Here is a 23,873-nt window from a genome sequence, read left to right as displayed (position 1 = left end):
CTTCTGTGAAAATTCAAGGGAGCTTTCCTTTGTGTCCCTGCAATGATTATTCTAGGAAGCTTCCGTTCGTGCAGCGAAAATTAAAAGGATAACTTATAGGGTCCTCTTATATATTGGTTACAATTAAAACCATCTGATTGAGGATTCCATACAAAAGGGGAACATATTTTCTTTTTTAGCCTTAACATCTATAATAAAAGTAAGAAAAAAATTAGGGCGTGAATTCTATGTCGTTTATTCATCTTCAAACATATAGCGCATATAGCCTTCTCAGCAGTACCGCTTCCATATCGGGTCTCGTGGCAAATGCGAAGAAAAAAGGCTATCTTGCACTCGCCCTTACTGACCGGAATGTCCTGTATGGGGCGATCGAGTTTTATAAAGAATGTAAAAAAAATGGCCTGAAACCAATCCTCGGGCTTACTGTTGATGTTTTAAGCGGAAGGAGTGAGGGGGAAGCTTACCCGCTCGTGCTTCTCGCGAAGAATAAACATGGTTTTAGTAATCTTCTTAAAATATCCAGCGCGGTTCAAACTAAATCCGCTGATGGGCTGCCAATGAACTGGCTGAAATCTTACGCTTCGGGTCTCGTAGGGCTAACACCAGGTTTAAACGGAGAAATAGAATCGCTTATTCTTGACGGAAAGGATGAGGATGCAGCTTCGCTTGCCCGCTTGTTTGCCGAGATTTTTAAAGGGGAGTTTTATCTTTCCCTTCAGGACCATGGGCTTGATCAGGAGCTTGGCCTGAACAACAGGCTAGTCCAGCTCGCTGCCGAACTTTCTATACCGACAGTGGCAACCAATTCTGTTTATTATCTTGAAAAAGAGGACAGCCTCGCTCACGAATGTCTGCTTGCTATCAGGGATGGCGCGAAGCTGCAGGATGATGATCGAGCTACTTTGCAGGGGGAAGGCTACTATCTAAAAGATCCAGTGGAAATGGCAAAGCAGTTTTCTGATTTTCCTGAAGCACTGGAAAACACCATTGAAATTGCAGGAAAGTGCTCTGTTGAATTTGAATTCGGGAAATTCCACATGCCGAAATATCCCCTTCCCGAAGGCACCTCGCCGGACCAGGAACTGAAGAGGATTTGCTTAAAAGGATTAAAGGAGCGGCATTCAACCTTTGGCGGAGAATACCAGGAGAGGCTCCGTTATGAATTGGCCGTTATTAAAAACATGAATTTCAGCGATTATTTCCTGATTGTCTGGGACTTTATGAAATACGCGCGTGACAATGGCATTTTAACCGGACCTGGGCGGGGCTCGGCCGCAGGCTCATTAGTGGCATATTCCCTTTACATTACCGATGTTGACCCGCTCGAGCATGGGCTTCTGTTTGAGCGTTTCCTAAACCCGGAACGAATTACAATGCCAGATATTGATATTGACTTCCCCGATCACAGGCGTGATGAAGTGATTGCCTATGTGGCCGATAAATATGGAGAGCTTCATGTAGCGCAAATTGCAACCTTTGGGACGCTTGCGGCCAAAGCTGCTCTTCGCGACGTAGGCCGGGCGTTCGGACTGAATACAAAGGAATTGGATCAGTTATCCAAGGCGATACCGTCAAGAAATGGGATTACGCTCGAGGAAGCTTTTCGGGAATCGTCAAGGTTAAGGGAAATCGTGAATGAAAATCCGATGTATCAAAAGCTTTTTGACACTGCAAAAAAACTTGAGGGCCTTCCAAGGCATACATCCACACATGCTGCCGGTGTTGTGATTACTGGCAGCCAGCTTGTTGATCTTATCCCTATCCAGCACGGACACAATGGAGTTTACTTAACCCAATATTCAATGGAACACCTTGAAGAGATTGGCATGTTAAAAATGGACTTCCTTGGATTGCGGAATTTATCCCTATTGGAGACAATTGCCGCTTCAATTAGAAAAGATACAGGAAAACAGCTTGATATTAAGTCCCTCCCGCTTAATGATGGGAAAACGTTTGAATTGCTGGCGCAAGGAGAGACAACTGGAATTTTTCAGCTTGAATCTGAAGGAATGAGAAAGGTCCTTGTCCGCTTAAAGCCTACCCGGTTCGAAGATATTGTCGCTGTTAATGCGCTGTACCGTCCGGGGCCGATGGAAAATATCCCTCTGTTCATTGACAGGAAGCACGGCCGTGAGAAAACCACTTATCCCCATAAAGTGCTGGAACCCATTCTTGAGCCAACCTACGGGGTCATTGTGTACCAGGAACAAATCATGCAGATTGCGTCGGCAATGGCCGGCTTTTCGCTTGGGGAAGCCGACCTGCTCCGCAGGGCTGTCAGCAAAAAGAAAAAGGATGTTCTGGATAAGGAAAGGGAGCATTTTGTAGCAGGAGCCTTAAAAAAAGGCTACAATTCAGAAGCTGCCAATGAAGTATATGATTTAATAGTCCGGTTCGCGAATTATGGCTTTAATAAAAGCCATGCGGTAGCTTATAGTATCATCTCCTGCCAACTTGCATATTTGAAGGCACATTTCCCGACTCATTTTATGGCAGGCCTGCTCACGTCCGCGATTGGAAATGATGTGAAAATTGCCCAGTATATTAGGGAACTGAAAGGCTTGGGAATTGAGATTCTCCCTCCGTCTATAAACAAGAGCAGGTATTCATTCCATGTTGAATCAGGAAAAATCCGCTATGCACTTGGTGGCATTAAAGGTGTGGGAGGTACGGTGATAAAGGATATTGCCGAGGCGCGCAGGGCAAAACCATTTAGAGGGCTGTTTGATTTCTGTATCCGGCTTCCCAAAAAGTCGGCTTCACGCAAAACGCTAGAGGCGTTGGTTCATTCAGGCAGCTTTGATGAGTTTGGGGTTGACCGTGCATCTCTATTGGCCAGCATTGATATCGCTATAGAGCATGCCCAGCTCATGCGGCCTGAAGAAGACGGACAGGCCGGACTTTTTGGGTCAGAGGATTTTATGCCTGAGCCTAAATATATGGAAGTCGACCCGATTCGATTAGAAGACAAGCTGGCTTTTGAAAAGGAAGTGCTAGGCTTTTATTTATCAAGCCATCCTCTATCCATGCATGAGAAGGCCTTAAAAGAGAACGGGGCTAAATTCATTGCTGAATTGTCCAACCGGACTGGCTTTGCTTCTGTCGGTATTTATGTAACAAGCTCAAAGGTAATCCGGACAAAGAAAGGTGAACCAATGTCCTTTTTGACTATGAACGATTCAACGGGTGACCTTGAAGCTGTTGCATTTCCGGATGTGTATCGTAAATATTCAAAATTGTTGAATCAGGGACGGATGGCGGTTGTTGAAGGCAAAACGGAGGAACGGAATGGCAAGCTTCAATTCATGATTCGCAGCGCATTCGATATAGAGGAATGGGTAGCGGTCCATCAAAAGGAACGTTTATATCTTAGGCTGACAGCAGTTAACCAGGAAACAGGGCGGCTTACCGAACTTAAAGAACTCTTGTCTTCAAATAAAGGAACGGCCGAAGTAGTCCTTCATTATGATGGCGCTAATAAAACGATCAAGCTCGGAAGCGCACACCAAGTCATGCCAACAGAGTCACTCCTGCAGGAATTAAAGAGGTTTTTGGGCGAGGAAAATGTTGTCTTAAAATAACAAATATCCACTTTACATGGTTAAAGGATATGGTATAGTGGTTAAGAGGCAGTGTGGTCTGACCACTTTTAAATGGTAACAAATACAATTCCTGACATTTCTAAAGGAGTGAATGTCCTTGACATTGCGAGAAGAAGCCCTTCATATGCACCGTCTCCATAAGGGAAAACTTGAATCAAAATCAAAAGTAGAAGTAAGAAATGCCAGGGATTTAAGCCTTGCATACTCACCAGGAGTAGCAGAACCTTGCAAAGAAATCTATGACAAACCTGAAACAGTTTATGATTATACAATGAAGGGCAATATGGTTGCTGTTGTTTCTGACGGCACAGCTGTCCTTGGGCTTGGAAATATCGGCCCGGAAGCTGCCCTTCCTGTTATGGAAGGAAAGGCAGTACTTTTCAAGAGCTTTGCCGGAGTCGATGCATTTCCTATTTGCCTGAATACGACTGATGTTGAAAAAATCATTGAAACAGTCAAGCTATTGGAACCTACTTTTGGCGGCGTGAATCTTGAGGACATTGCAGCCCCAAACTGCTTTGAAATAGAGGAGCGGCTCAAAAAGGAAACAAATATCCCAATTTTCCATGATGACCAGCATGGTACTGCAATTGTGACTGCTGCTGGCCTTGTGAACGCATTGAAGCTGACAGGCAAAAAAATGACGGAAATCAAGGTTGTCGCCAACGGAGCCGGGGCAGCAGGGATTGCCATTATTAAACTTCTCTATCATTATGGTGTCCGTGATATCATTATGTGTGATACAAAAGGGGCCATCTATGAGGGACGCCCTTCTGGCATGAATAAAATCAAAGATCAAGTTGCAAAATTCACTAACCGTGACAGAATTCAAGGAGCTCTTCCAGATGTCATAAAAGGCGCAGACGTATTCATCGGGGTATCTGTAGCAGGTGCTTTAACAAAAGAAATGGTAGCGTCGATGAATGAGGGACCAATTATTTTTGCAATGGCCAACCCTGTGCCAGAAATTATGCCTGAAGAGGCTAAGGCTGCGGGAGCAAGAGTTGTCGGGACTGGCCGTTCTGACTTCCCTAATCAGGTGAACAATGTCCTTGCTTTTCCGGGTATATTCCGGGGTGCTCTTGATGCCAGGGCAACTCATATTAACGAAGCAATGAAAGTTGCTGCAGTAAATGCTATTGCAAGTTTAATCAGTGAGGATGAACTTAACGAAGATTATGTGATTCCGGGCCCGTTCGATCCAAGGGTGGCACCCGAGGTTGCCGCGGCAGTGGCGAAAGCTGCCATGGAAACAGGGGTTGCACGAATCAAGGTCGATCCTAACGAAGTAAAGGCACGGACAGAGCAGCTTTCGTTGATTAGCAAAGGACAGTGAAAATACTGGTGACAGATACAGGTCAAAAGTCAAAAGTATATATTGAAATTGTTAGGCAGCTAAGAGCAATGATCGCTGCCGATGGATTGAAAACTGGTGATAAAATTCCTTCTGAACGGGAACTGACGGAGCGCCTAAATGTAGGGCGCTCTTCTGTTCGAGAAGCACTTCGCGCATTGGAGCTTCTTGGATTGATCGAAACTAGAAGAGGTGAAGGGACCTTTATCCGCGATTTTAAAGGGAATCAGTTAGTCCAGCTGTTAAGTACGTTTGTCCTTCAAGATGACAAGGCGAAGAAGGATGTTAAGGAAACAAAATATTTTCTCGAAATGGATTGCTTAAGGATTATCCTTCAAAAAGGGGCCAATCAGCAGGTTGGACGGCTTGCCGCGCTGGCTAGTCATCATAATGTCAGTGATGATGAATTTTTCTATGAAGTTGTGCTTCTTGCCGATAACCACTTATTTCTGCGGATATGGGTCATCTTAAAAGACTATTACAATTCTCAGGATTTCACTGATGGATATCCAGCCTCTGAAGAATATGTTAAACTTATACAGGCAATTGAATCCGGGGATGAAGAAGCTGTACTTGGGCAATACAGAAAAATGAGAAAGATGTCTGTTTAATGCCGACAAAAACTGGCAATTTTTTAGAATCATATCGACTATAGTAGAGGTCAAACTAGCCTAGGTGTGACGGGCTTTTTTTAAAAATCAAGTGGTCTGGCCACTTTGGCCCGGCCTATTATGCCTATGGTTTGGACATGCATTTCGCATTAATGGGCTGTAAGTCCCTCGCTTAATGGCTTTAGAGGAATCAAAGAATCGCAGGCGGGGGTAACAGCAGTATGTGGCGGATTGGTGAGATACAGTGAATTTGCCGCTGTGTACTTCAGCGGCATAGTAGAACCAATCGGGTTCTTCTTCCCGCTTAGTCTCCTGGATACTCGGCGTATTAACGGCACTAGAACGGACTAACAATCAGGGGGTATGAAGCCCCCCACTAATCGAGGTTCACTTTATTTGGAATTAGGGAGGTACGAACTTGCTAAAAGGACTATTAACAAAATCCAAGAAAAGAAAGTATGCGGCCATACCTTCCGAAGCGGCAAAGCAGGATGTTCCGGAAGGCATTATGACGAAATGCCCTGGCTGCAAAAAAATCGTTTATACTCGTGAGCTTGCAAAGAATTTAAAGGTTTGCTTTCAATGTGGGCATCACTTTCCAATGAATGCCCGTGAAAGGATACAAAGCTTTCTTGATGAGGGCAGTTTTGAGGAACTTGATGCAGGCATGATTTCTGTGAACCCGCTAAATTTTCCGGATTACGTTGAAAAACTGGAAAAGGATAGAAAGAAAACAAACATGAATGAGGCGGTTGTAACAGGAACAGGGCTGGTTAACGGCCTGAATATTGTTGTAGCTGTAATGGATTCTACTTTTAGAATGGGCAGCATGGGGTCTGTAGTTGGCGAGAAAATCACCAGGGCAGTGGAAAAGGCAGCAGAACTGAAAGTGCCTTTTGTTATTTTTACTGCGTCCGGCGGTGCACGCATGCAGGAAGGCGTCCTCAGCCTTATGCAAATGGCCAAGACAAGCGTAGCCTTAAAAAGATTTAGCGACCAGGGGGGCCTGTTTATTTCAATCATGACCCACCCTACAACAGGCGGGGTTTCTGCAAGCTTTGCTTCTCTGGGAGACTATAATATTGCCGAGCCTGGCGCGTTAATTGGTTTCGCCGGCAGGAGGATTATTGAGCAAACAATCAGGGAGGAACTTCCCGAAGACTTCCAGACAGCAGAGTTCCTTTTGAAGCATGGACAGCTTGATGCTGTTATTGGAAGGCATGATTTGAAGGATAGAATCGGTGCAATCCTGGATATGCATCAGGATAGGGAGGATCTCGTATGGTAGGAGAACTTGAATTCGAGAAACCTATTATAGAACTTAGAAAAAAGATAAGTGAGTTAAAAGAGTACACAAAAAAGACTGATGTCGATTTAACTGCTGAAATAGACAAATTGTCTGCTCGGCTTGAGAAGCTTGAAAACGATGTTTATACAAATATCAAGCCATGGGACCGGGTGCAAATAGCTAGGCATTCCGCAAGGCCTACCACACTTGACTACATTGACCAGTTGTTTACCGACTTTTTTGAGTGCCATGGTGATCGTACTTTTGGCGATGATGAAGCAATTGTTGGGGGAATCGCCAAATTTAAAGGAAAACCTGTAACGGTTATTGGCCATCAGCGCGGCAAGGATACAAAAGAAAATATAAGGCGAAACTTTGGCATGCCTCATCCAGAGGGTTACAGGAAGGCCTTAAGGTTAATGAAGCAGGCTGAAAAATTCCGCCGGCCGATTATTTGCTTCATTGATACGAAGGGTGCATATCCTGGGAAAGCAGCTGAAGAACGTGGCCAAAGCGAAGCAATTGCCAGGAACCTTTTTGAAATGGCAAGCCTTGAGGTTCCGGTTGTATGCATCGTCATTGGTGAAGGCGGGAGCGGGGGAGCCCTTGCACTTGGAGTCGGCAACCATATTCTTATGCTTGAGAATTCCACCTATTCTGTTATCTCTCCTGAAGGAGCGGCATCGATTTTGTGGAAGGATGCTTCACAGGCAAGGCGCGCGGCAGAATCAATGAAAATAACAGCTCCAGATTTAAAGGGACTTGGCATTATTGATGGAATTATCCCCGAAGTAAAAGGTGGGGCCCATCGTGATTTACTAAGCCAGGCACATGAAATTGAGAAGTCGTTATACCGTTCCTTGAAGGAACTGTCTAAGCTTTCAGGATTGGAATTAGTTGACCAGCGTTATAGCAAATATAAGGCCATCGGTGAGTATTCGTTTTTAAATAGTTTTATCGGGGTAAATTAATGGCGTGCATCCCTGCACGCCTATTTCTTTGTTCTATGATTTTTTATCAATAAAGGTGATTTAAAACGCTTTCACTTTGCGGAGTATTCTGTGTTTTGTTAATTAAGTAGGATTAAGTTGTTAGACCTCTTCCTTAATGGTATTTTAGAGTTATTAGTGGATTTTTGAGAAATAATAACCAAGATAGCTTTTGCGTAAGACTGTACATACGGTTGAGCTATTGATAAGAGGTGATTTGGATGAAGAAAATTGGTGTCTTGACAAGTGGTGGGGATTCCCCGGGCATGAATGCCGCCATCCGAGCTGTTGTGAGAAAAGGCATTTACCATGACCTTGAAGTATACGGTGTTTATGGTGGATATGCCGGCTTGATGAATGGCAACATCCAAAGGCTTGAATTAGGTTCAGTTGGTGATATTATCCAGCGGGGAGGTACGATACTCCAATCTGCACGGGCATTGGAATTCAAAACGAAGGAAGGTCAGCAGCAGGGAATTGAACAAATGAAGAAGTTCGGCATAGAAGGCCTCGTTGTTATTGGGGGAGATGGTTCATATCGTGGGGCCAAAGCTCTTACTGAACAGGGTTTTCCTTGTGTCGGTATCCCAGGAACAATCGACAATGACATTGCCGGAACAGACTTTACAATAGGGTTTGATACAGCCCTAAATACAGTAATTGCTGCTATTGACAAAATCAGGGATACTGCAAGCTCCCATGAACGCACATTTATTATTGAGGTTATGGGAAGGGATGCAGGAGATATCGCTCTATGGTCAGGACTTGCCGGAGGAGCGGAAACCATCCTGATACCAGAGGAAACATATGACGTAAAGGAAATCGTCGATAAGCTTCGCAGGGGCAGTGAACGTGGAAAGAAACACAGTATCATCGTTATTGCCGAAGGGGTTGCCAGTGGTGTTGATCTGGCTCGCGAATTAGAGGAAATGACTGATTTTGATACTAGGGTTTCCGTCCTGGGCCATATCCAGCGAGGCGGATCACCTACAGTATATGACCGCGTACTTGCCAGCAGGCTTGGGGCACGGGCGGTAGAACTTCTAATAGAGGAAAAAGGCGGTAGGGCAGTCGGTATTGAAAAGAACCAACTGGTTGATTACGACATCATTGAAACTTTGGAACACAAGAAACATACGCTAGATTTAAGTTTATATAAATTGTCACAGGAATTGTCCATTTAAGGCTTTCTGACAGGAGGAACAAAAATGCGCAAAACGAAAATTGTTTGTACGATTGGCCCTGCAAGTGAAAGTATTGAGAAACTAACAGATTTGATGGAAGCGGGAATGAACGTAGCCCGTTTGAATTTTTCACATGGTGATTATGAAGAGCACGGTGCGAGAATTGCAAATATCCGTGAGGCTGCAGAAAAAACTGGAAAAAACGTTGCGATTCTTTTGGATACAAAGGGACCTGAAATCCGTACCCATACTATGAAGGATGGAGCGATTGAGCTCAATTCCGGCAATGAAGTGGTTGTATCAATGACTGAAGTCGAAGGTACAGCTGACATGTTTTCAATTACATATCCTGGCCTTATCGATGATGTCCATACAGGCTCAAGGATCCTTTTGGATGACGGGCTGATTGGCCTTGAAGTGTTGGAAATCAATAAGGAAAACCAAACAATCAGAACAAAAATCCTTAACAGTGGAACCCTTAAAAATAAAAAGGGTGTCAACGTTCCAGGTGTTTCTGTAAATCTTCCAGGCATAACTGAAAAAGACAGAAATGATATCCTATTCGGAATCGGACAAGGGATTGATTTTATCGCGGCTTCTTTCGTCAGAAGGGCAAAGGATGTCCTTGAGATCCGCCAGCTTCTTGAGGAAAATGATGCTGCACACATCCACATCATTCCTAAAATCGAAAACCAGGAAGGCGTCGATAACATTGACGAAATCCTGGAAGTTTCTGATGGTTTGATGGTAGCTCGCGGAGATCTTGGTGTTGAAATTCCAGCTGAAGAAGTTCCGCTCGTCCAAAAGCTGCTTATTAAAAAATGTAATGCAGAAGCAAAGCCAGTCATCACTGCTACACAAATGCTCGATTCCATGCAAAGAAACCCAAGGCCGACTCGCGCTGAAGCTAGTGACGTTGCCAACGCGATTTTTGATGGAACCGATGCAATTATGCTTTCAGGTGAAACTGCTGCAGGCTTGTACCCTGTTGAAGCGGTTCAGACTATGCATAACATCGCTTCAAGGGCTGAACAGGCACTAAATCATAAAGAAATCCTCACAGCAAGAAGCAAAGATACAGAACACAACACAACGGATGCGGTTGCACAATCAGTAGCACATACTGCCATGAATCTGGATGTTAGTGCGATCATTACTCCAACTGTCAGCGGGCATTCTGCCAGGATGGTATCAAAATACCGTCCGAAAGCTCCAATTGTCGCTGTAACATCGGATGCTGGTGTTCGCAGGCGCCTTGGCCTGGTTTGGGGTGTTTATCCTCAGCTTGGCAGGAAGGTGAAGGGCACTGATGAAATGCTCGATATTGCAGTGGGAGAAAGCTTGAACAGCGGGATTGTCAAGCATGGAGACCTTGTTGTCATTACCGCGGGTGTTCCTGTTGCTGAAGCTGGTTCAACCAATCTTATGAAAATCCATATCGTTGGTGATATCCTGGCAAAAGCGCAAGGCATCGGCAAAAAATCTGCATACGGCAAGGCTGTGATTGCCCGAAATGCTGAAGAAGCGAACGCGAAGGTACAGCCTGGCGATATACTTGTTACATTTGGTACAGACCGTGATATGATGCCTGCGATTGAAAAATGCGGAGCGTTGATTACGGAAGAAGGCGGACTGACAAGCCACGCGGCAGTTGTCGGTTTGAATGTTGGTATCCCAGTCATTGTTGGGGTTGAAGATGCAACCTCGATTTTCAAGGATGGCCAGGAATTGACTGTTGATGCTTCAACAGGATTTATCTATGACGGACACGCAAGCGTCCTTTAAGGATAGTTAAAACACAAAAAGAAGGGGAGAACCCTTCTTTTTGTTGTCTTTTCTGTATCCAGCCAATTTTGATATACTATTACTATGCATGAAAATAGATTTTAGGAGGTCCTCGCTTGTTCCGAACCTGGTTTTTTATTTTGCTTATCGTTGTTCCTGCTGCTGAAATGGGCATTTTGCTCTGGTCGGGCAAACAATTTGGAGTCCCTCTGACAGTGCTGCTCATACTTCTTACAGGTGTACTTGGTACGTATCTTGCCCGCAGCCAGGGCTTGAAAGTGATCAACCAGGCAAGGCAGCAGCTGCACTATGGACAGATGCCCGGAGAGGCAGTCCTTGACGGTATATGTATTCTCGTTGGCGGCACTCTATTGCTGGCGCCTGGATTTCTTACGGATGTGGTTGGAATCTTTTTGCTCCTTCCGCCGACCAGGAAATTTTTTAAACGTTGGCTGTCCCTCGCATTCAAGCGCTGGATGAATAGAGGAAATGTCAGGATTATTAGGTAACAAATAAGAATCCCTGCAATGTTCGGCTGGGTTTCGGTTTTTCGAAAATTAACGATTTACACTTATTAGCAGCCCAATTCATCAAAATCGAATTGGACTGCTTTATTTATTTGACTCTGTTCCCTTTATAAACATCCATAAATCTGTGAACACATTGGCCTTTTTTAATGTGTTGCCAATGACCAGTATAACAGGGCCAGCGATCAAACCTAGAAAGCCGAGCAGTTTAAAGCCAACAAATAAAGCAATCAATGTGGCAAGAGGATCAAGGCCGATATTGGTAGAAAGGATCTTTGGCTCCATCACCTGCCTTTGGACAAGGACGATGGTGTACAGGACCCCCAGCCCGATAGCAAGCCTGATATCGCCGGAGATGATTTCATATAAAATCCAAGGAACAAAAACCGCTCCCGTTCCGAGGTATGGAATAATATCGACGAGACCCGCAACTAATGCGATTGTAATAGCATAATCTACACGAAGGAAAAGCAGTCCGATTAAAATAATCACAGTTGTAATTGAGATAAGCGTTAGTTGTGCTTTAACAAAACCAAATAATGCTCTTTTTAAATCTGTAAAAACGGTTCTGCTGCTTGTCCATGCTTTGCCTGGGATGAAGCGGCCTCCGATTGCGGTAAGGCGATACCAATCTTTGCTGATAAAAAACGTCGCCAGAAAAGAAAATATTAAAACTGTAGCGGCATTTGGGAACCATCCGAGAATAGCGGGAATATTTCCAAAGAAACTTTGAAGGAAATCCCCCACAGTTGTGCCGAACTTTTGCCCTGCGCTTTGGATGTTTTTTAAAATCGTTTCTTGCTGTCCGGCATCCAGGTCATTAAACATTCCGGTTATTTGGTTATAAAGGGGAATCACCTGGGATGCAAACCAGTTCTCGCTGAACCGGAGAAGGGTATTTAAATGGGACGGCAAGACAGCAGCCAAATACGTTGCTCCGCTAACAATTTCGGCAACTAAAAGGGTCACTAGCCCTGCAAGCAATGCGAAAAGCAGCAGCAGTGTAAAAAGGACCGCCACAGCGCGAGGCATTCTTCCTTTTTTCTGCAAAAAGTTAACAGCAGGATTGATTAAAAACGCAATTGTGAAAGCAATAAGAAACGGATAAGCGACTGCCGATATATAATAAAAAGTTATAAGGGCCAGCACTATAAGGAACACTGTACATATGAACCTGGCGGCCCGGGCAATATAGATGGAGTTCAAAACACTTGCCTCCTTTGGTTATTCGATAATAGGCTCTAATAAAACTGTTCTCTTTATCAAGCTTACTAACGCTCTTTGACTAGTTTTAATAAGCTATTTGTTGCTATAGGAGAAAAGGAAAAGATTTGTAATTCAGTTGATTGGAGCGGAAGGTGCGAGACTCCTGCGGGACAAGCAGGGCAGGTGAGACCCCACAGTCGCTTTAGCGACGAGGAGTGTGAAATGCGTAAGTGCCTTGGTCAGCCCCGACAAGCGCTGGAGGGCCTGAAGGAGAAGTCGGTTTTTGACTTCACCTGAGGGACCGAAGCGACCTCGAGGGGCTAGGCGCTGAAGCAAGACTGGCTCACCGGACGCCCCGCGGAAAGCGAGCATCCTGGAGCGGAAATCAACTATTACTTAAAACTACAATCTAAGCCCAGAAAGGAAGACATCTAATGTATCAGGCATATTTATTTTTATTTTTGCTGCTGGGCATCGCGTTTGCTGCAAAGAATCAGTCGCTCATGATTGCGGTAACCGTATTGCTTTTATTAAAAATGATTGGCCTTGATAGTAAGGCTTTTTCATACTTGCAGACACGCGGAATTAATTGGGGTGTCACAATCATAACCATTGCTGTGCTGGCGCCAATTGCGAATGGAACGATTGGCTTTAAGGATTTGGCAGGAGCTTTTAAGTCTTCGTATGCCTGGATTGCCTTGCTTTCGGGACTGCTTGTCGCTTTGCTTGCGAAGGGCGGGGTGACGCTTCTCGCTGAGGATCCACACATCACCACAGCGCTAGTATTTGGCACCATTCTGGCGGTTTCTCTGTTTAATGGGGTTGCGGTAGGGCCATTAATAGGTGCGGGAATTGCATATGCAGCAATGAAGATGGTTGATTTCCTTAAATAAATCTCTTGCTAAATTTTGGAGCTCTTCTTGGCAGTTCGCCGGAGCATCAAGTTTGCAGAAGTGGTCTTTTACTAGTAAATTAAAAGAATAGCTATGTTCCCTTATATGCAACTTCCTTGCATAGTATGACAGGTTGTCCATTCCAGGTAATTGCAACGTTTATTTTGGCTTATGTGAAGCACCCGGTCGTCTGGCAGCAGAGTGACTGGGCCGAAGAACAGGAAAACAAAGAGAGAAATTCGTACTCTTTGTTTTCTACTAATATAGTATTTTTAATTTTTCCAATTCCTTTTCATTCACAAAAATCTGATAATTGTTTATAATAAGACGTGTAAGCGTAATCTTTTTTACATATATCCTATTGTTATGATTAAATAATTGTGTATAGTGTATAGTGGAAAAACAAATAAACGTGTGCACCCTATTTTTGGAAGGGCTGTCATTCGGATTGGCATGTGCCAAAACTGGCAGATGCTGATTTTTTAGAGTAATCCCGAGCGAGCGCTCAAGTTATTGCTTTTCACAACACTATAGAACAAAGGAATTGGGATACTATCAGAAGGTAAAGGAGAGATTTCGGATGTCAGTTACACGCGGTCTTGAAGGGGTTGTTGCTACAACTTCCTCAATCAGCTCAATCATTGATGATACATTAACGTATGTCGGCTATGATATCGATGATTTGGCAGAGAATGCTAGTTTTGAAGAAGTCATTTATTTGTTATGGCACCGCAGGCTTCCTACGGAGGCGGAACTTGATGAACTGAGAGGGCAGCTTGCTGCTGAAGCGGGACTCCCGCAGGAAGTGATAGATCATTTTAAAATGTATCCAATCAACTCAGTCCATCCTATGGCTGCCCTAAGATCCGCGGTTTCGCTGCTCGGTTTATATGACAGTGAGGCGGACGTGATGGACCAGGAAGCAAACTATCGAAAAGCTGTCAGAATCCAAGCGAAAATGCCGGCCCTTGTAACAGCTTTTGCAAGAATCCGGAAAGGGCTTGAGCCTGTATCGCCAAGAACTGATTTAGGCTTTGCGGCAAATTTCCTTTACATGCTGACCGGAAGCGAACCAGATGAGATTGCTGTAGAGGCACTTGATAAGGCCCTTGTCCTGCATGCCGACCACGAATTGAATGCTTCCACTTTCACAGCAAGGGTTTGCGTTGCAACCCTTTCCGATGTTTATTCGGGAATCACTGCTGCAATCGGAGCATTGAAAGGCCCGCTTCATGGCGGAGCAAACGAGGCGGTTATGAAGATGCTGACCGAGATTGGCACCCTTGAGAATGTGGAGCCATATGTCAGGGGCAAACTGGCGAACAAGGAGAAAATCATGGGCTTTGGCCATAGGGTTTATCGCCAGGGCGATCCGCGTGCGAAACATCTTCGAGCTATGTCGAAAAAGCTTACCGAGTTAACAGGAGAGCCACATTGGTATGAAATGAGTACACAAATCGAAGGGATTGTAACCAGCGAGAAGAATCTTCCGCCAAACGTCGATTTTTATTCGGCTTCTGTTTACCATAGCCTAGGTATCGATCACGATTTATTCACGCCGATTTTCGCGGTAAGCCGTGTTTCCGGCTGGCTTGCTCATATTCTGGAACAATATGAAAATAACAGGCTGATTCGCCCTCGTGCGGATTATAATGGCCCTGGAATGCAAAAGTATGTTCCAATCGGTCTCCGCTAAACAAGGAACCGTTCATTTTACTTTCGTGCCTGCAAATGATGTAATAGATTAGCAGGAACTATAGGCTTATGCCTGGTTCTTTTCGCAGCTAAAAAGGTTAGAAGCGAAGGCTTCTAACCTTTAAAGTGCGAATACTAACTGCTTAGCCAATTGAACAGTGGAGGGAGTTTTTAGAATGACAGGAGAAAAAATTACAGTACAAAACGGGGTATTGAATGTACCTAACAACCCGGTTGTCCCATTCATTGAAGGAGACGGAACAGGCCCGGACATTTGGGCAGCGTCTGTAAGAGTTCTGGATGCAGCGGTTGAAAAGGCATATAAAGGTGAAAAGAAAATTGTTTGGAAAGAAGTCCTTGCTGGAGAAAAGGCGTTCAATCAAACAGGAGAATGGCTGCCTCAGGAAACTCTGGATGCCATCAATGAATATTTAATTGCCATCAAAGGCCCTTTGACTACTCCAGTTGGAGGCGGAATTCGTTCTTTGAACGTTGCCCTTCGTCAAGTGCTTGACCTGTTTGTCTGCTTGCGCCCGGTCAGATGGTTTGAAGGAGTTCCTTCTCCAGTTAAGCGCCCGCAGGATACCGACATGGTGATTTTCCGTGAAAATACTGAAGATATTTATGCAGGTATTGAATATGCGAAAGGTTCGGATGAAGTTAAAAAGCTTATCAACTTCCTTCAGACTGAAATGGGCGTAAATAAAATCCGTTTCCCTGAAACCTCTGGTATCGGCATTAAGCCTGTTTCCGAGGAAGGCACTTCACGCCTCGTACGCGCGGCCCTGAATTATGCAATTAAAGAAGGCCGTAAGTCTCTAACGCTTGTACATAAAGGAAACATCATGAAGTACACTGAGGGAGCCTTTAAGAACTGGGGCTATGAATTGGCTGAAAAAGAATTTGGAGATAAAGTTTTCACTTGGGCTCAGTACGATCGCATCAAGGAAGAACAGGGAACTGAGGCAGCTAACAAGGCTCAGGCTGATGCGGAAGCAGAAGGCAAAATCATCGTAAAGGATGCAATTGCCGACATCTTCCTTCAGCAAATCCTTACTCGCCCTCGTGAATTCGATGTTGTTGCTACAATGAACCTGAACGGGGATTATATCTCTGATGCGCTTGCTGCTCAGGTTGGCGGAATTGGTATCGCGCCTGGAGCTAACATTAACTATGAAACTGGCCATGCTATTTTCGAAGCGACTCATGGAACGGCACCTAAGTATGCCGGACTGGACAAAGTAAACCCTTCTTCCGTTATTCTTTCAGGTGTCCTTATGCTGGAACACCTTGGCTGGAATGAAGCTGCAAACCTGATTGTAAAGTCTATGGAAAAGACAATCGCATCCAAGGTTGTAACCTATGACTTTGCACGCCTGATGGAAGGTGCAACCGAAGTCAAAACATCCCAATTTGGCGACGAACTCATTAAAAACATGGATTAAGGATAGACAGGCGGCGATTGCCGCCTGTTGGTCAATTTTTCCCCGCATTAACGGGCAGTAAGCTCCCCCAGCTCAGGATTCCATAAGTTAATGAGGAAAATTGGTGGGGGAACAACTGCCCGTAAAAGCCCGATTAGTGAGATAAGGTGAAACTTGCCGCTGTTTTTTAGCGGCTTAGTTGAACCAATCGGGTTCGTAGTGCCGCTTAATCGCCGTACTTTGGCGAATTAGCGGCAATAGAACGGGACTAACAATCAGTGGGGGATGGAGAATCCCCTCACTGATTGAAGTTTCACTTTATTAAATGAGGAAACAAGGGGGATATTTACATGTCACTGAAACGCAAAAAGATTTCGGTTATCGGCGGAGGATTCACAGGCGCCACAACAGCTTTCCTGCTGGCCCAGAAGGAGTTGGGGGATGTCGTGCTCGTTGACATTCCGCAAATGGAAAATCCAACAAAGGGGAAAGCACTTGATATGCTGCAGGCGGGCCCAGTCCAGGGCTTTGATGCAGCCATTACCGGAACATCAAGCTATGAAGACACGAAGGATTCAGATATTGTCGTCATTACAGCCGGAATTGCCCGAAAGCCAGGGATGAGCCGTGACGATCTCGTCCAAACCAACCAGAAAATCATGAAAAGCGTGGCACAGGAAATTGTAAAGCATTCTCCAAACAGTTTCATCGTAGTATTGACCAACCCTGTAGATGCAATGACTTATACTGTATTCAAGGAAACAGGATTCCCTAAAAACCGCGTAATCGGCCAGTCCGGCGTATTGGACACAGCCCGCTTCCGCACCTTCATTGCCCAGGAACTTAACTTATCGGTAAAAGACATTACCGGTTTTGTCCTTGGCGGCCATGGGGATGAAATGGTTCCGCTTGTCCGTTATTCCTATGCCGGGGGCATTCCGCTGGAGACGCTCATTCCAAAGGAACGCCTGGATAAAATTGTTGAACGTACCCGCAAAGGCGGCGGTGAAATCGTAAACCTATTAGGCAACGGCAGTGCATACTATGCCCCTGCTGCTTCCCTCGTTGAAATGTGTGAAGCAATCCTGAAAGACCAGCGGCGTGTACTCCCATCCATTGCCTACCTTGAAGGCGAGTATGGATATGAAGGCATTTATCTCGGGGTACCCACCATCCTGGGTGCGAACGGCATCGAAAAGGTTATTGAACTTGAGTTGACAGAAGAGGAAAAGGCGGCCCTTGATAAGTCCGCGGAAGCCGTCAGAAACGTCATGACCGTCCTCGCATAACGATAAACATAAAAATTCGGGGGAAATCCCCGGATTTTTTTCTAACCAAAGAATGGTATTTGTCTGTTGTCATAAGGGTATACTTGCTCAATGCCGTAGTTGTTGCCTGCAAAATGACTTTCTTTATTAAAGCCTCACTTTGTAGTATGGATGCTCTCTTAAACAAGAACTTTTTCAACAGTGTTTTTCTCATTTACCAAAATCCCCGGAGGTGCCGGCAGTGATTTTAGGAAAAAAGCGAAAGCTTGGCAGAGGAATTGAAGAAATTAAACGAGGTGAAAAACTGGCCCTCGCAGAAAAAATCCAGGACCGGGATTTGCTTCTCTACCTCGGCCTTACAAATGATGCAAATCCGCTTTATATCCAGCATGATTATGCTTCACAAACGCCGTTTGGAAAACCGGTTGTCCCGGCCGTTATGTTAATTGGAATTATCACCTCGGCTATTTCGAAATACCTTCCCGGGCCAGGAAGCCATATTCTCTCCCAGGAACTTGAATTTCCAAAACCGGTATACCATTATGGAACGGTAGATTTCCTCCTTGAGGTAACTGACGTGGATGAAACGAACCATGCCGTTACAATTGCCATTGAGGGGACGGATGAAAAAAACGAATCGGTCGTTACAGGCAAAATCAAAGTATGCCCTCCACATCGCCCTGTACAGATGGACGGCAGCGTATTGGAAAACTTTTAAGGACAGCTTAGTGGCTGTCCTTTTTATTTTTTTAATCTGAACTGCTAGTGGTCAACCGCCGCATTCCTTGAAGCTAAAATTTTTTTCCTATAGTATAGGAAATGAAAGAATATATAATAAAGAATTCTAAAGGACCGGGGGATCGTATGAAAAAAAAGGTGCTAGTTGTGGATGATGAACAGTCTATTGTCACGTTATTGAAGTACAACCTTGAACAAGGCGGCTATGAAGTGATCACTGCAATGGATGGAGAAGAAGGGCGGGAAACTGCAATCCGGGAGAATCCCGACATGATGATTCTTGACCTTATGCTTCCCGGGATGGATGGAATAGAAGTTTGCAAGCAGCTGCGCCAGCAGAAAATCATGATTCCAATCCTTATGCTGACCGCGAAAGATGATGAGCTTGACAGAATTCTCGGACTTGAACTTGGCGCTGATGATTATATGGTAAAACCATTCAGCCCGAGGGAGGTGCTGGCGAGAGTGAAAGCAATCCTCCGCAGGACTGCGCAATTCCAGGAAAAACAACAGGAGGAGCCATTGGAACAAGAGGCCATCCAGGTTGGTGACCTGACCGTACATCCTGACAGATTTGAAGCCTTTTTCAAGGAGGAGCCTCTAGAACTGACTCTAAAGGAATTCGAATTATTAAATTGCCTGGCGAAAAATAAAAATCGTGTGCTGACCAGAGATCAGCTTCTAAGCACAGTCTGGAACTATGATTTTGCGGGTGATACAAGGATTGTCGATGTCCATATATCCCATTTGAGGGAGAAAATAGAGAAGGATACGAAAAAACCGGAGTATATTAAAACGATCCGCGGACTTGGCTATAAACTTGAGGAGCCAAAAGGGGAATGACGAAATATAGGACAAGGCTTTTGATTGCCATTGTCTTTCTGATTGTCGGTGTCCTGCTTGGACTAGGTATTTTACTGGGGCAGCTATTCAAGGATTACTATCTTGATTCCTTCTATGAGAGGCTTGAAAAAGAGGGCAATCTTGTCAGCCGTTATATAGAAGACTATGGCGGGCTTGAGTATACTGACAAAAATGAATTGAGTAAATTCGGAACTGACTTGGGAGCAGGAATTATCCTGACAGACATGAAGGGCAGTATTTTATTCAACAGCCGGGTTACCGCTGGCAATGCAGCGGATATGGTTAAGAATGCCATAGCTGGAGGGGAAGAGCGGAAACGGTTTTTTAACCTGAAAGATGATCAAGACATTCATTACTACTGGACAGAAATAAAAAAAAATGGCAAGACGGAAGGGTATTTGTTTTTAAGCCTCGCATCAAGCGAATTGAAAGATGCTTATAAAAAAATTTGGTGGCTGCTTTCGGTAAGTCTGTTCCTCGCGCTAATTATTATCACTATAATTGGAATGAGGATTACAAGGCGTTATGCAAAACCGATCGAATCAGCTGCCAATGTAGCCATGGAGCTGGCAAAGGGGAATTATCGGGCCCGTACATATGTAGAGGATAAAGTTGATGAAACCGGGTTGTTAAGTTCATCGATTAATGTTCTGGCCAAGAATCTTCAAGAAATGGCCAAAGCACAAGAAATCCAACAGGAAAGACTGTCGACCTTGATTGAAAATATTGGGGTGGGCCTGCTCCTGATTGACAGCAAAGGATATATAAACCTTGTAAACCGGGGCTATCGGGAATTTTTTGATGTTGATCCTGATGACATCCTCTATAAGCAGTACTATGATGCGATTCCGTACGCGGAACTTAATGAAATGATAGAAACCATTTTTATAACTGAAAGAAGGCAGCAAGCCCAGGTTGTTCTTCCAGTCTCAATCGAACGCAGACATTTCGATGTATCCGTGCTGCCGATTATTAGCACGAATAGAGTCTGGAAAGGTGTTCTGCTCGTATTGCATGATATTACCGAGCTCAAGAAGCTTGAGCAGATACGGAAGGATTTTGTGGCCAATGTATCACATGAGTTAAAGACACCAATTACCTCAATTAAAGGATTTACTGAAACGTTGCTCGACGGGGCAATGAATGATGAAAAGACACTCCGTGATTTTCTGTCAATCATACAAAAGGAGAGCGACAGGATTCAGCATTTGATTCAGGACTTGCTTGAATTATCAAAAATTGAACAGCATAATTTTCGGCTCGAACTATCTAAGTTCGACCTTGTGTCCCTTGCCAGAGAAGTTGCGACACTGCTTGAAGGCAAGGCTTCCGCTAAAAATATTCCATTGCTTGTTGAAGCCGATGCTGAACCACTGGAAATGGAGGGCGATCCATTCAGGATTAAGCAAGTGATCATCAACTTAACATCCAATGCGATTGCTTATACTCCTCCTGGCGGGAAAGTTCAACTGTTTATCCAGGATGTTGGGAAAAGGGTAAGGCTGGTTGTAAAGGATAATGGAATGGGCTTTGATTCAGCTGAAATTCCGAGGATATTCGAACGATTTTATCGAATTGACAGGGCCAGGAGCAGGAACAATGGCGGGACAGGCCTCGGTCTGGCGATCGTTAAACATATAGTTGAAGCCCATCACGGGAAAATTGTTGTTAAAAGCAGTCCGGGTAAAGGTAGTGAATTCATACTTGAATTCAGGAAAGTATTTAAGGGAAAACCTAAAGGATAAACCTTCCATTGAAAACCGCAGTTTTGCAAATGAAGGAGGATTGGATATTGGAGAAGAAAAAGTTAGTTTTAATAGATGGAAATAGCATTGCTTACCGTGCTTTCTTTGCGTTACCGCTCCTGAACAATGATAAAGGGATCCATACAAATGCAGTGTACGGTTTTACGATGATGCTCAATAAAATTCTGGAGGATGAAAAACCGACCCATATGCTGGTCGCTTTTGATGCCGGGAAAACAACCTTTCGCCACAGCACGTTCAGTGAATACAAGGGAGGGAGGCAAAAAACCCCGCCCGAGCTGTCTGAACAATTTCCGTTTATTCGGGAGTTGCTCGATGCTTATCAAATTCCAAGGTATGAGCTTGAAAACTATGAAGCAGACGATATAATCGGGACTCTTTCCCTTAAGGCTGAACAGGAAGGGTTTGATGTAAGGGTCATTTCAGGAGATAAGGACTTGACGCAGCTTTCCTCAGATAAAACAACCGTTGGAATTACGAGGAAGGGCATTACCGATATTGAGGAGTACACCCCTGAACACATTAAGGAGAAATATGGCCTTGAGCCTTGGCAAATTATTGATATGAAAGGGCTCATGGGTGATTCATCCGATAATATCCCCGGTGTTCCGGGTGTAGGTGAAAAGACTGCGATCAAGCTGTTGAAGGAATTCGAAACGCTTGAAAAACTACTGGAATCCACCGATAAGGTGTCGGGGAAAAAGCTTCGTGAAAAGCTTGAGGAGTTCAGGCAACAGGCAATCATGAGCAAGGAATTGGCAACCATCACCAGGGAAGCTCCTGTTGAGGTTCAGCTCGATAACATCTCCTTTGAGGGATATGACCGGGAAAAGCTGATTTCGATTTATAAGGAGCTCGGCTTCAATTCGCTTCTTGATAAGCTTGGAGGAGACGAAGGTACTGGAACCGACGACGGCGAGCTTTCCGAGATCGAGTTTGAAACGCCATCGGAAATTAACCCGGATTTATTTGCGGATGATTCTGCCCTCTACGTAGAGATTCTCGACGACAATTATCATTATGCTGATATCATTGGTTTTTCAGTCGTTAATGAAAAGGGGAATTACTATTTTCCAACCAAACAGGCATTAGAGTCGAGCGCGTTTAAAGAATGGGCCGAGGACGAGTCGAAACATAAAACTGTTTATGACGCGAAGGCTTCCGAGGTTGCATTAAGAAGGCGCGGCATCCACTTAAAGGGTGTTGTGTTCGATGTTTTCATAGCATCTTACATTATCGACCCGACTGCCAACTTTGATGATCTGGCAGCGATTGAAAAGAAATATGGCTTAAGGAATGTACAGGGCGACGACAGCTTCTACGGGCGCGGGGCGAAGCGGAAGATTCCGGAAGAGACGGAACTGGCAGGCCATCTTGTCAGGAAAGGGATTTCCATCAACATTCTTAAGCCGCTTCTGGAAAAGGATTTACGCGGAAACAGCCAATATGAATTGTTTACTGAGCTTGAGATGCCTTTGTCACTCGTACTTGCCGATATGGAATCCTCGGGGGTCAAGGTTGACCTTGAACGCCTAAGAACGATGGGTAAAGAACTGCATGAAAAGCTGGCGGTAATTGAAGAAAAAATACATGAAATGGCCGGTGAGAAGTTTAATATCAATTCACCAAAACAACTTGGCACGATTCTGTTCGAAAAATTAGGTCTCCCACATGGCAAAAAGACTAAGACTGGTTATTCAACTTCGGCTGATGTACTCGAGAAGCTTTCCGCCGATCATGAAATTATCAGGCTTATTCTGGATTACAGGCAATTAGGGAAGCTTCAGTCGACCTATATTGACGGGCTTTTAAAGGTCGTTGACCAAAAAACGGATAAGGTCCATACCCGATTTAATCAGGCACTCACTGCCACAGGAAGGCTCAGCTCAACAGACCCCAACCTGCAGAACATTCCGATTCGCCTTGAAGAAGGCAGGAAAATCCGCCAGGCATTCGTTCCTTCTGAAGAGGGGTGGGTCATTTTCGCGGCTGATTATTCCCAGATTGAACTGCGGGTACTTGCCCATATTGCAAATGACGAAAAGCTGATTGAGGCATTCAAGTCGGGTGAGGATATCCATACGAAAACGGCAATGGCCGTTTTCCATGTCGAGGCGGACGAGGTTACTTCGAATATGCGCCGCCATGCAAAGGCAGTCAACTTTGGGATTGTTTACGGAATCAGTGATTTTGGTCTTTCGCAAAGCCTTGGAATCACAAGGAAAGAAGCAGGCCAGTTCATTGAACGATATTTGCATAGCTACCCAGGTGTCCAGGACTATATGGAGGATATCATTAAAGTAGCCAAGCAGCAGGGCTATGTCACAACTCTAATGAATAGAAGGCGCTATATTCCGGAAATCACTAGCCGGAATTTCAACCTGAGAAGCTTTGCAGAGCGGACAGCGATGAATACTCCGATCCAGGGAACAGCTGCCGATATTATTAAGAAAGCGATGGTTGATATGGCAGAAGCGCTAAGAAGGGAAGGGCTCAAAGCAAAGCTTCTCCTCTCTGTGCATGATGAATTGATTTTTGAAGCACCGAAGGAAGAAATTCCTGTACTTGAAAAGCTTGTTCCTGAAATTATGGAAAATGCAATTGAGCTAATGGTGCCTTTGAAGGTGGACTACTCGTATGGGCCAACATGGTACGATGCGAAGTAACTGGAACCGCGGC

The 23,873-nt window shown here is 44.7% G+C and carries 17 protein-coding genes; 16 read left to right on the top strand and 1 reads right to left on the bottom strand.

Annotated features, from left to right (window positions below; genetic code table 11):
* Positions 1–227 precede the first annotated feature (227 nt).
* The 8 genes from dnaE to A8F94_RS05760 all read left to right on the top strand — a co-directional run bounded on the left by dnaE (position 228) and on the right by A8F94_RS05760 (position 11,322).
* Positions 228–3,581, top strand: a complete 3,354-nt coding sequence (gene dnaE / locus A8F94_RS05795) for a DNA polymerase III subunit alpha (protein ID WP_066196872.1) — start codon at positions 228–230, stop codon at positions 3,579–3,581.
* A gap of 118 nt (positions 3,582–3,699) precedes the next feature.
* Entirely contained in the window at positions 3,700–4,938 is a 1,239-nt protein-coding gene (locus tag A8F94_RS05790) for an NAD(P)-dependent malic enzyme (RefSeq protein ID WP_066196870.1), read from the top strand.
* A gap of 68 nt (positions 4,939–5,006) precedes the next feature.
* Entirely contained in the window at positions 5,007–5,567 is a 561-nt protein-coding gene (locus A8F94_RS05785; protein WP_066197295.1) for a FadR/GntR family transcriptional regulator, read from the top strand.
* A 418-nt stretch (positions 5,568–5,985) separates the two neighbouring features.
* On the top strand, positions 5,986–6,855 hold the full coding sequence (gene accD / locus A8F94_RS05780; protein WP_066196867.1) for an acetyl-CoA carboxylase, carboxyltransferase subunit beta: 870 nt from the start codon (positions 5,986–5,988) through the stop codon (positions 6,853–6,855).
* Positions 6,849–7,826, top strand: a complete 978-nt coding sequence (gene accA, locus A8F94_RS05775) for an acetyl-CoA carboxylase carboxyl transferase subunit alpha (RefSeq protein WP_066196865.1) — start codon at positions 6,849–6,851, stop codon at positions 7,824–7,826. Before accD ends, accA begins: the two co-directional genes overlap by 7 nt.
* A gap of 239 nt (positions 7,827–8,065) precedes the next feature.
* Positions 8,066–9,028 carry a 6-phosphofructokinase gene (pfkA, locus tag A8F94_RS05770; protein WP_066196864.1) on the top strand — a complete coding sequence of 321 codons (963 nt, stop codon included), beginning with the start codon at positions 8,066–8,068 and terminating at the stop codon, positions 9,026–9,028.
* 24 nt (positions 9,029–9,052) lie between these two features.
* A complete protein-coding gene (gene pyk / locus A8F94_RS05765; protein ID WP_066196862.1) occupies positions 9,053–10,813 on the top strand; it encodes a pyruvate kinase in 1,761 nt (586 codons plus the stop codon).
* Positions 10,814–10,929: 116 nt separating this feature from the next.
* Positions 10,930–11,322 carry an FxsA family protein gene (locus A8F94_RS05760; RefSeq protein WP_254660782.1) on the top strand — a complete coding sequence of 131 codons (393 nt, stop codon included), beginning with the start codon at positions 10,930–10,932 and terminating at the stop codon, positions 11,320–11,322.
* A gap of 102 nt (positions 11,323–11,424) precedes the next feature.
* Here A8F94_RS05760 and ytvI read toward each other — a convergent pair whose 3' ends face one another.
* Positions 11,425–12,546 (bottom strand): sporulation integral membrane protein YtvI, encoded by a 1,122-nt coding sequence (gene ytvI, locus A8F94_RS05755; protein WP_066196860.1) that lies wholly within the window; start codon positions 12,544–12,546, stop codon positions 11,425–11,427.
* A gap of 434 nt (positions 12,547–12,980) precedes the next feature.
* Between ytvI and A8F94_RS05750 the strand changes: the two genes are divergently transcribed.
* The 8 genes from A8F94_RS05750 (at position 12,981) to polA (ending at position 23,860) form a co-directional block, all read left to right on the top strand.
* The gene (locus A8F94_RS05750) at positions 12,981–13,439 is read left to right on the top strand and encodes a DUF441 domain-containing protein (protein WP_066196858.1); all 459 of its coding nucleotides are present in this window, start codon (positions 12,981–12,983) and stop codon (positions 13,437–13,439) included.
* Between the two features lie 580 nt (positions 13,440–14,019).
* On the top strand, positions 14,020–15,135 hold the full coding sequence (citZ, locus tag A8F94_RS05745) for a citrate synthase (protein ID WP_066196856.1): 1,116 nt from the start codon (positions 14,020–14,022) through the stop codon (positions 15,133–15,135).
* 175 nt (positions 15,136–15,310) lie between these two features.
* Entirely contained in the window at positions 15,311–16,579 is a 1,269-nt protein-coding gene (icd, locus tag A8F94_RS05740; protein ID WP_066196854.1) for an NADP-dependent isocitrate dehydrogenase, read from the top strand.
* A gap of 329 nt (positions 16,580–16,908) precedes the next feature.
* Positions 16,909–17,847 carry a malate dehydrogenase gene (gene mdh / locus A8F94_RS05735; RefSeq protein ID WP_066196852.1) on the top strand — a complete coding sequence of 313 codons (939 nt, stop codon included), beginning with the start codon at positions 16,909–16,911 and terminating at the stop codon, positions 17,845–17,847.
* A gap of 220 nt (positions 17,848–18,067) precedes the next feature.
* Positions 18,068–18,544, top strand: coding sequence for a MaoC family dehydratase (locus A8F94_RS05725; protein WP_066196848.1), 477 nt, complete (start codon positions 18,068–18,070; stop codon positions 18,542–18,544).
* Between the two features lie 146 nt (positions 18,545–18,690).
* The gene (locus A8F94_RS05720; RefSeq protein ID WP_066196846.1) at positions 18,691–19,407 is read left to right on the top strand and encodes a response regulator transcription factor; all 717 of its coding nucleotides are present in this window, start codon (positions 18,691–18,693) and stop codon (positions 19,405–19,407) included.
* The gene (gene pnpS / locus A8F94_RS05715; protein ID WP_066196844.1) at positions 19,404–21,173 is read left to right on the top strand and encodes a two-component system histidine kinase PnpS; all 1,770 of its coding nucleotides are present in this window, start codon (positions 19,404–19,406) and stop codon (positions 21,171–21,173) included. The genes A8F94_RS05720 and pnpS overlap by 4 nt, the downstream gene beginning before the upstream one ends.
* 44 nt (positions 21,174–21,217) lie before the next feature.
* The gene (gene polA, locus A8F94_RS05710; protein WP_175384365.1) at positions 21,218–23,860 is read left to right on the top strand and encodes a DNA polymerase I; all 2,643 of its coding nucleotides are present in this window, start codon (positions 21,218–21,220) and stop codon (positions 23,858–23,860) included.
* Positions 23,861–23,873: the final 13 nt, after the last annotated feature.

The sequence above is a fragment of the Bacillus sp. FJAT-27225 genome, assembly GCF_001685025.1.
In the GTDB taxonomy this organism is placed as follows: domain Bacteria; phylum Bacillota; class Bacilli; order Bacillales; family Cytobacillaceae; genus Bacillus_D.
Note: the sequence above shows the minus strand (reverse complement) of the source record. Positions and strands in the feature narration are given on the sequence as shown.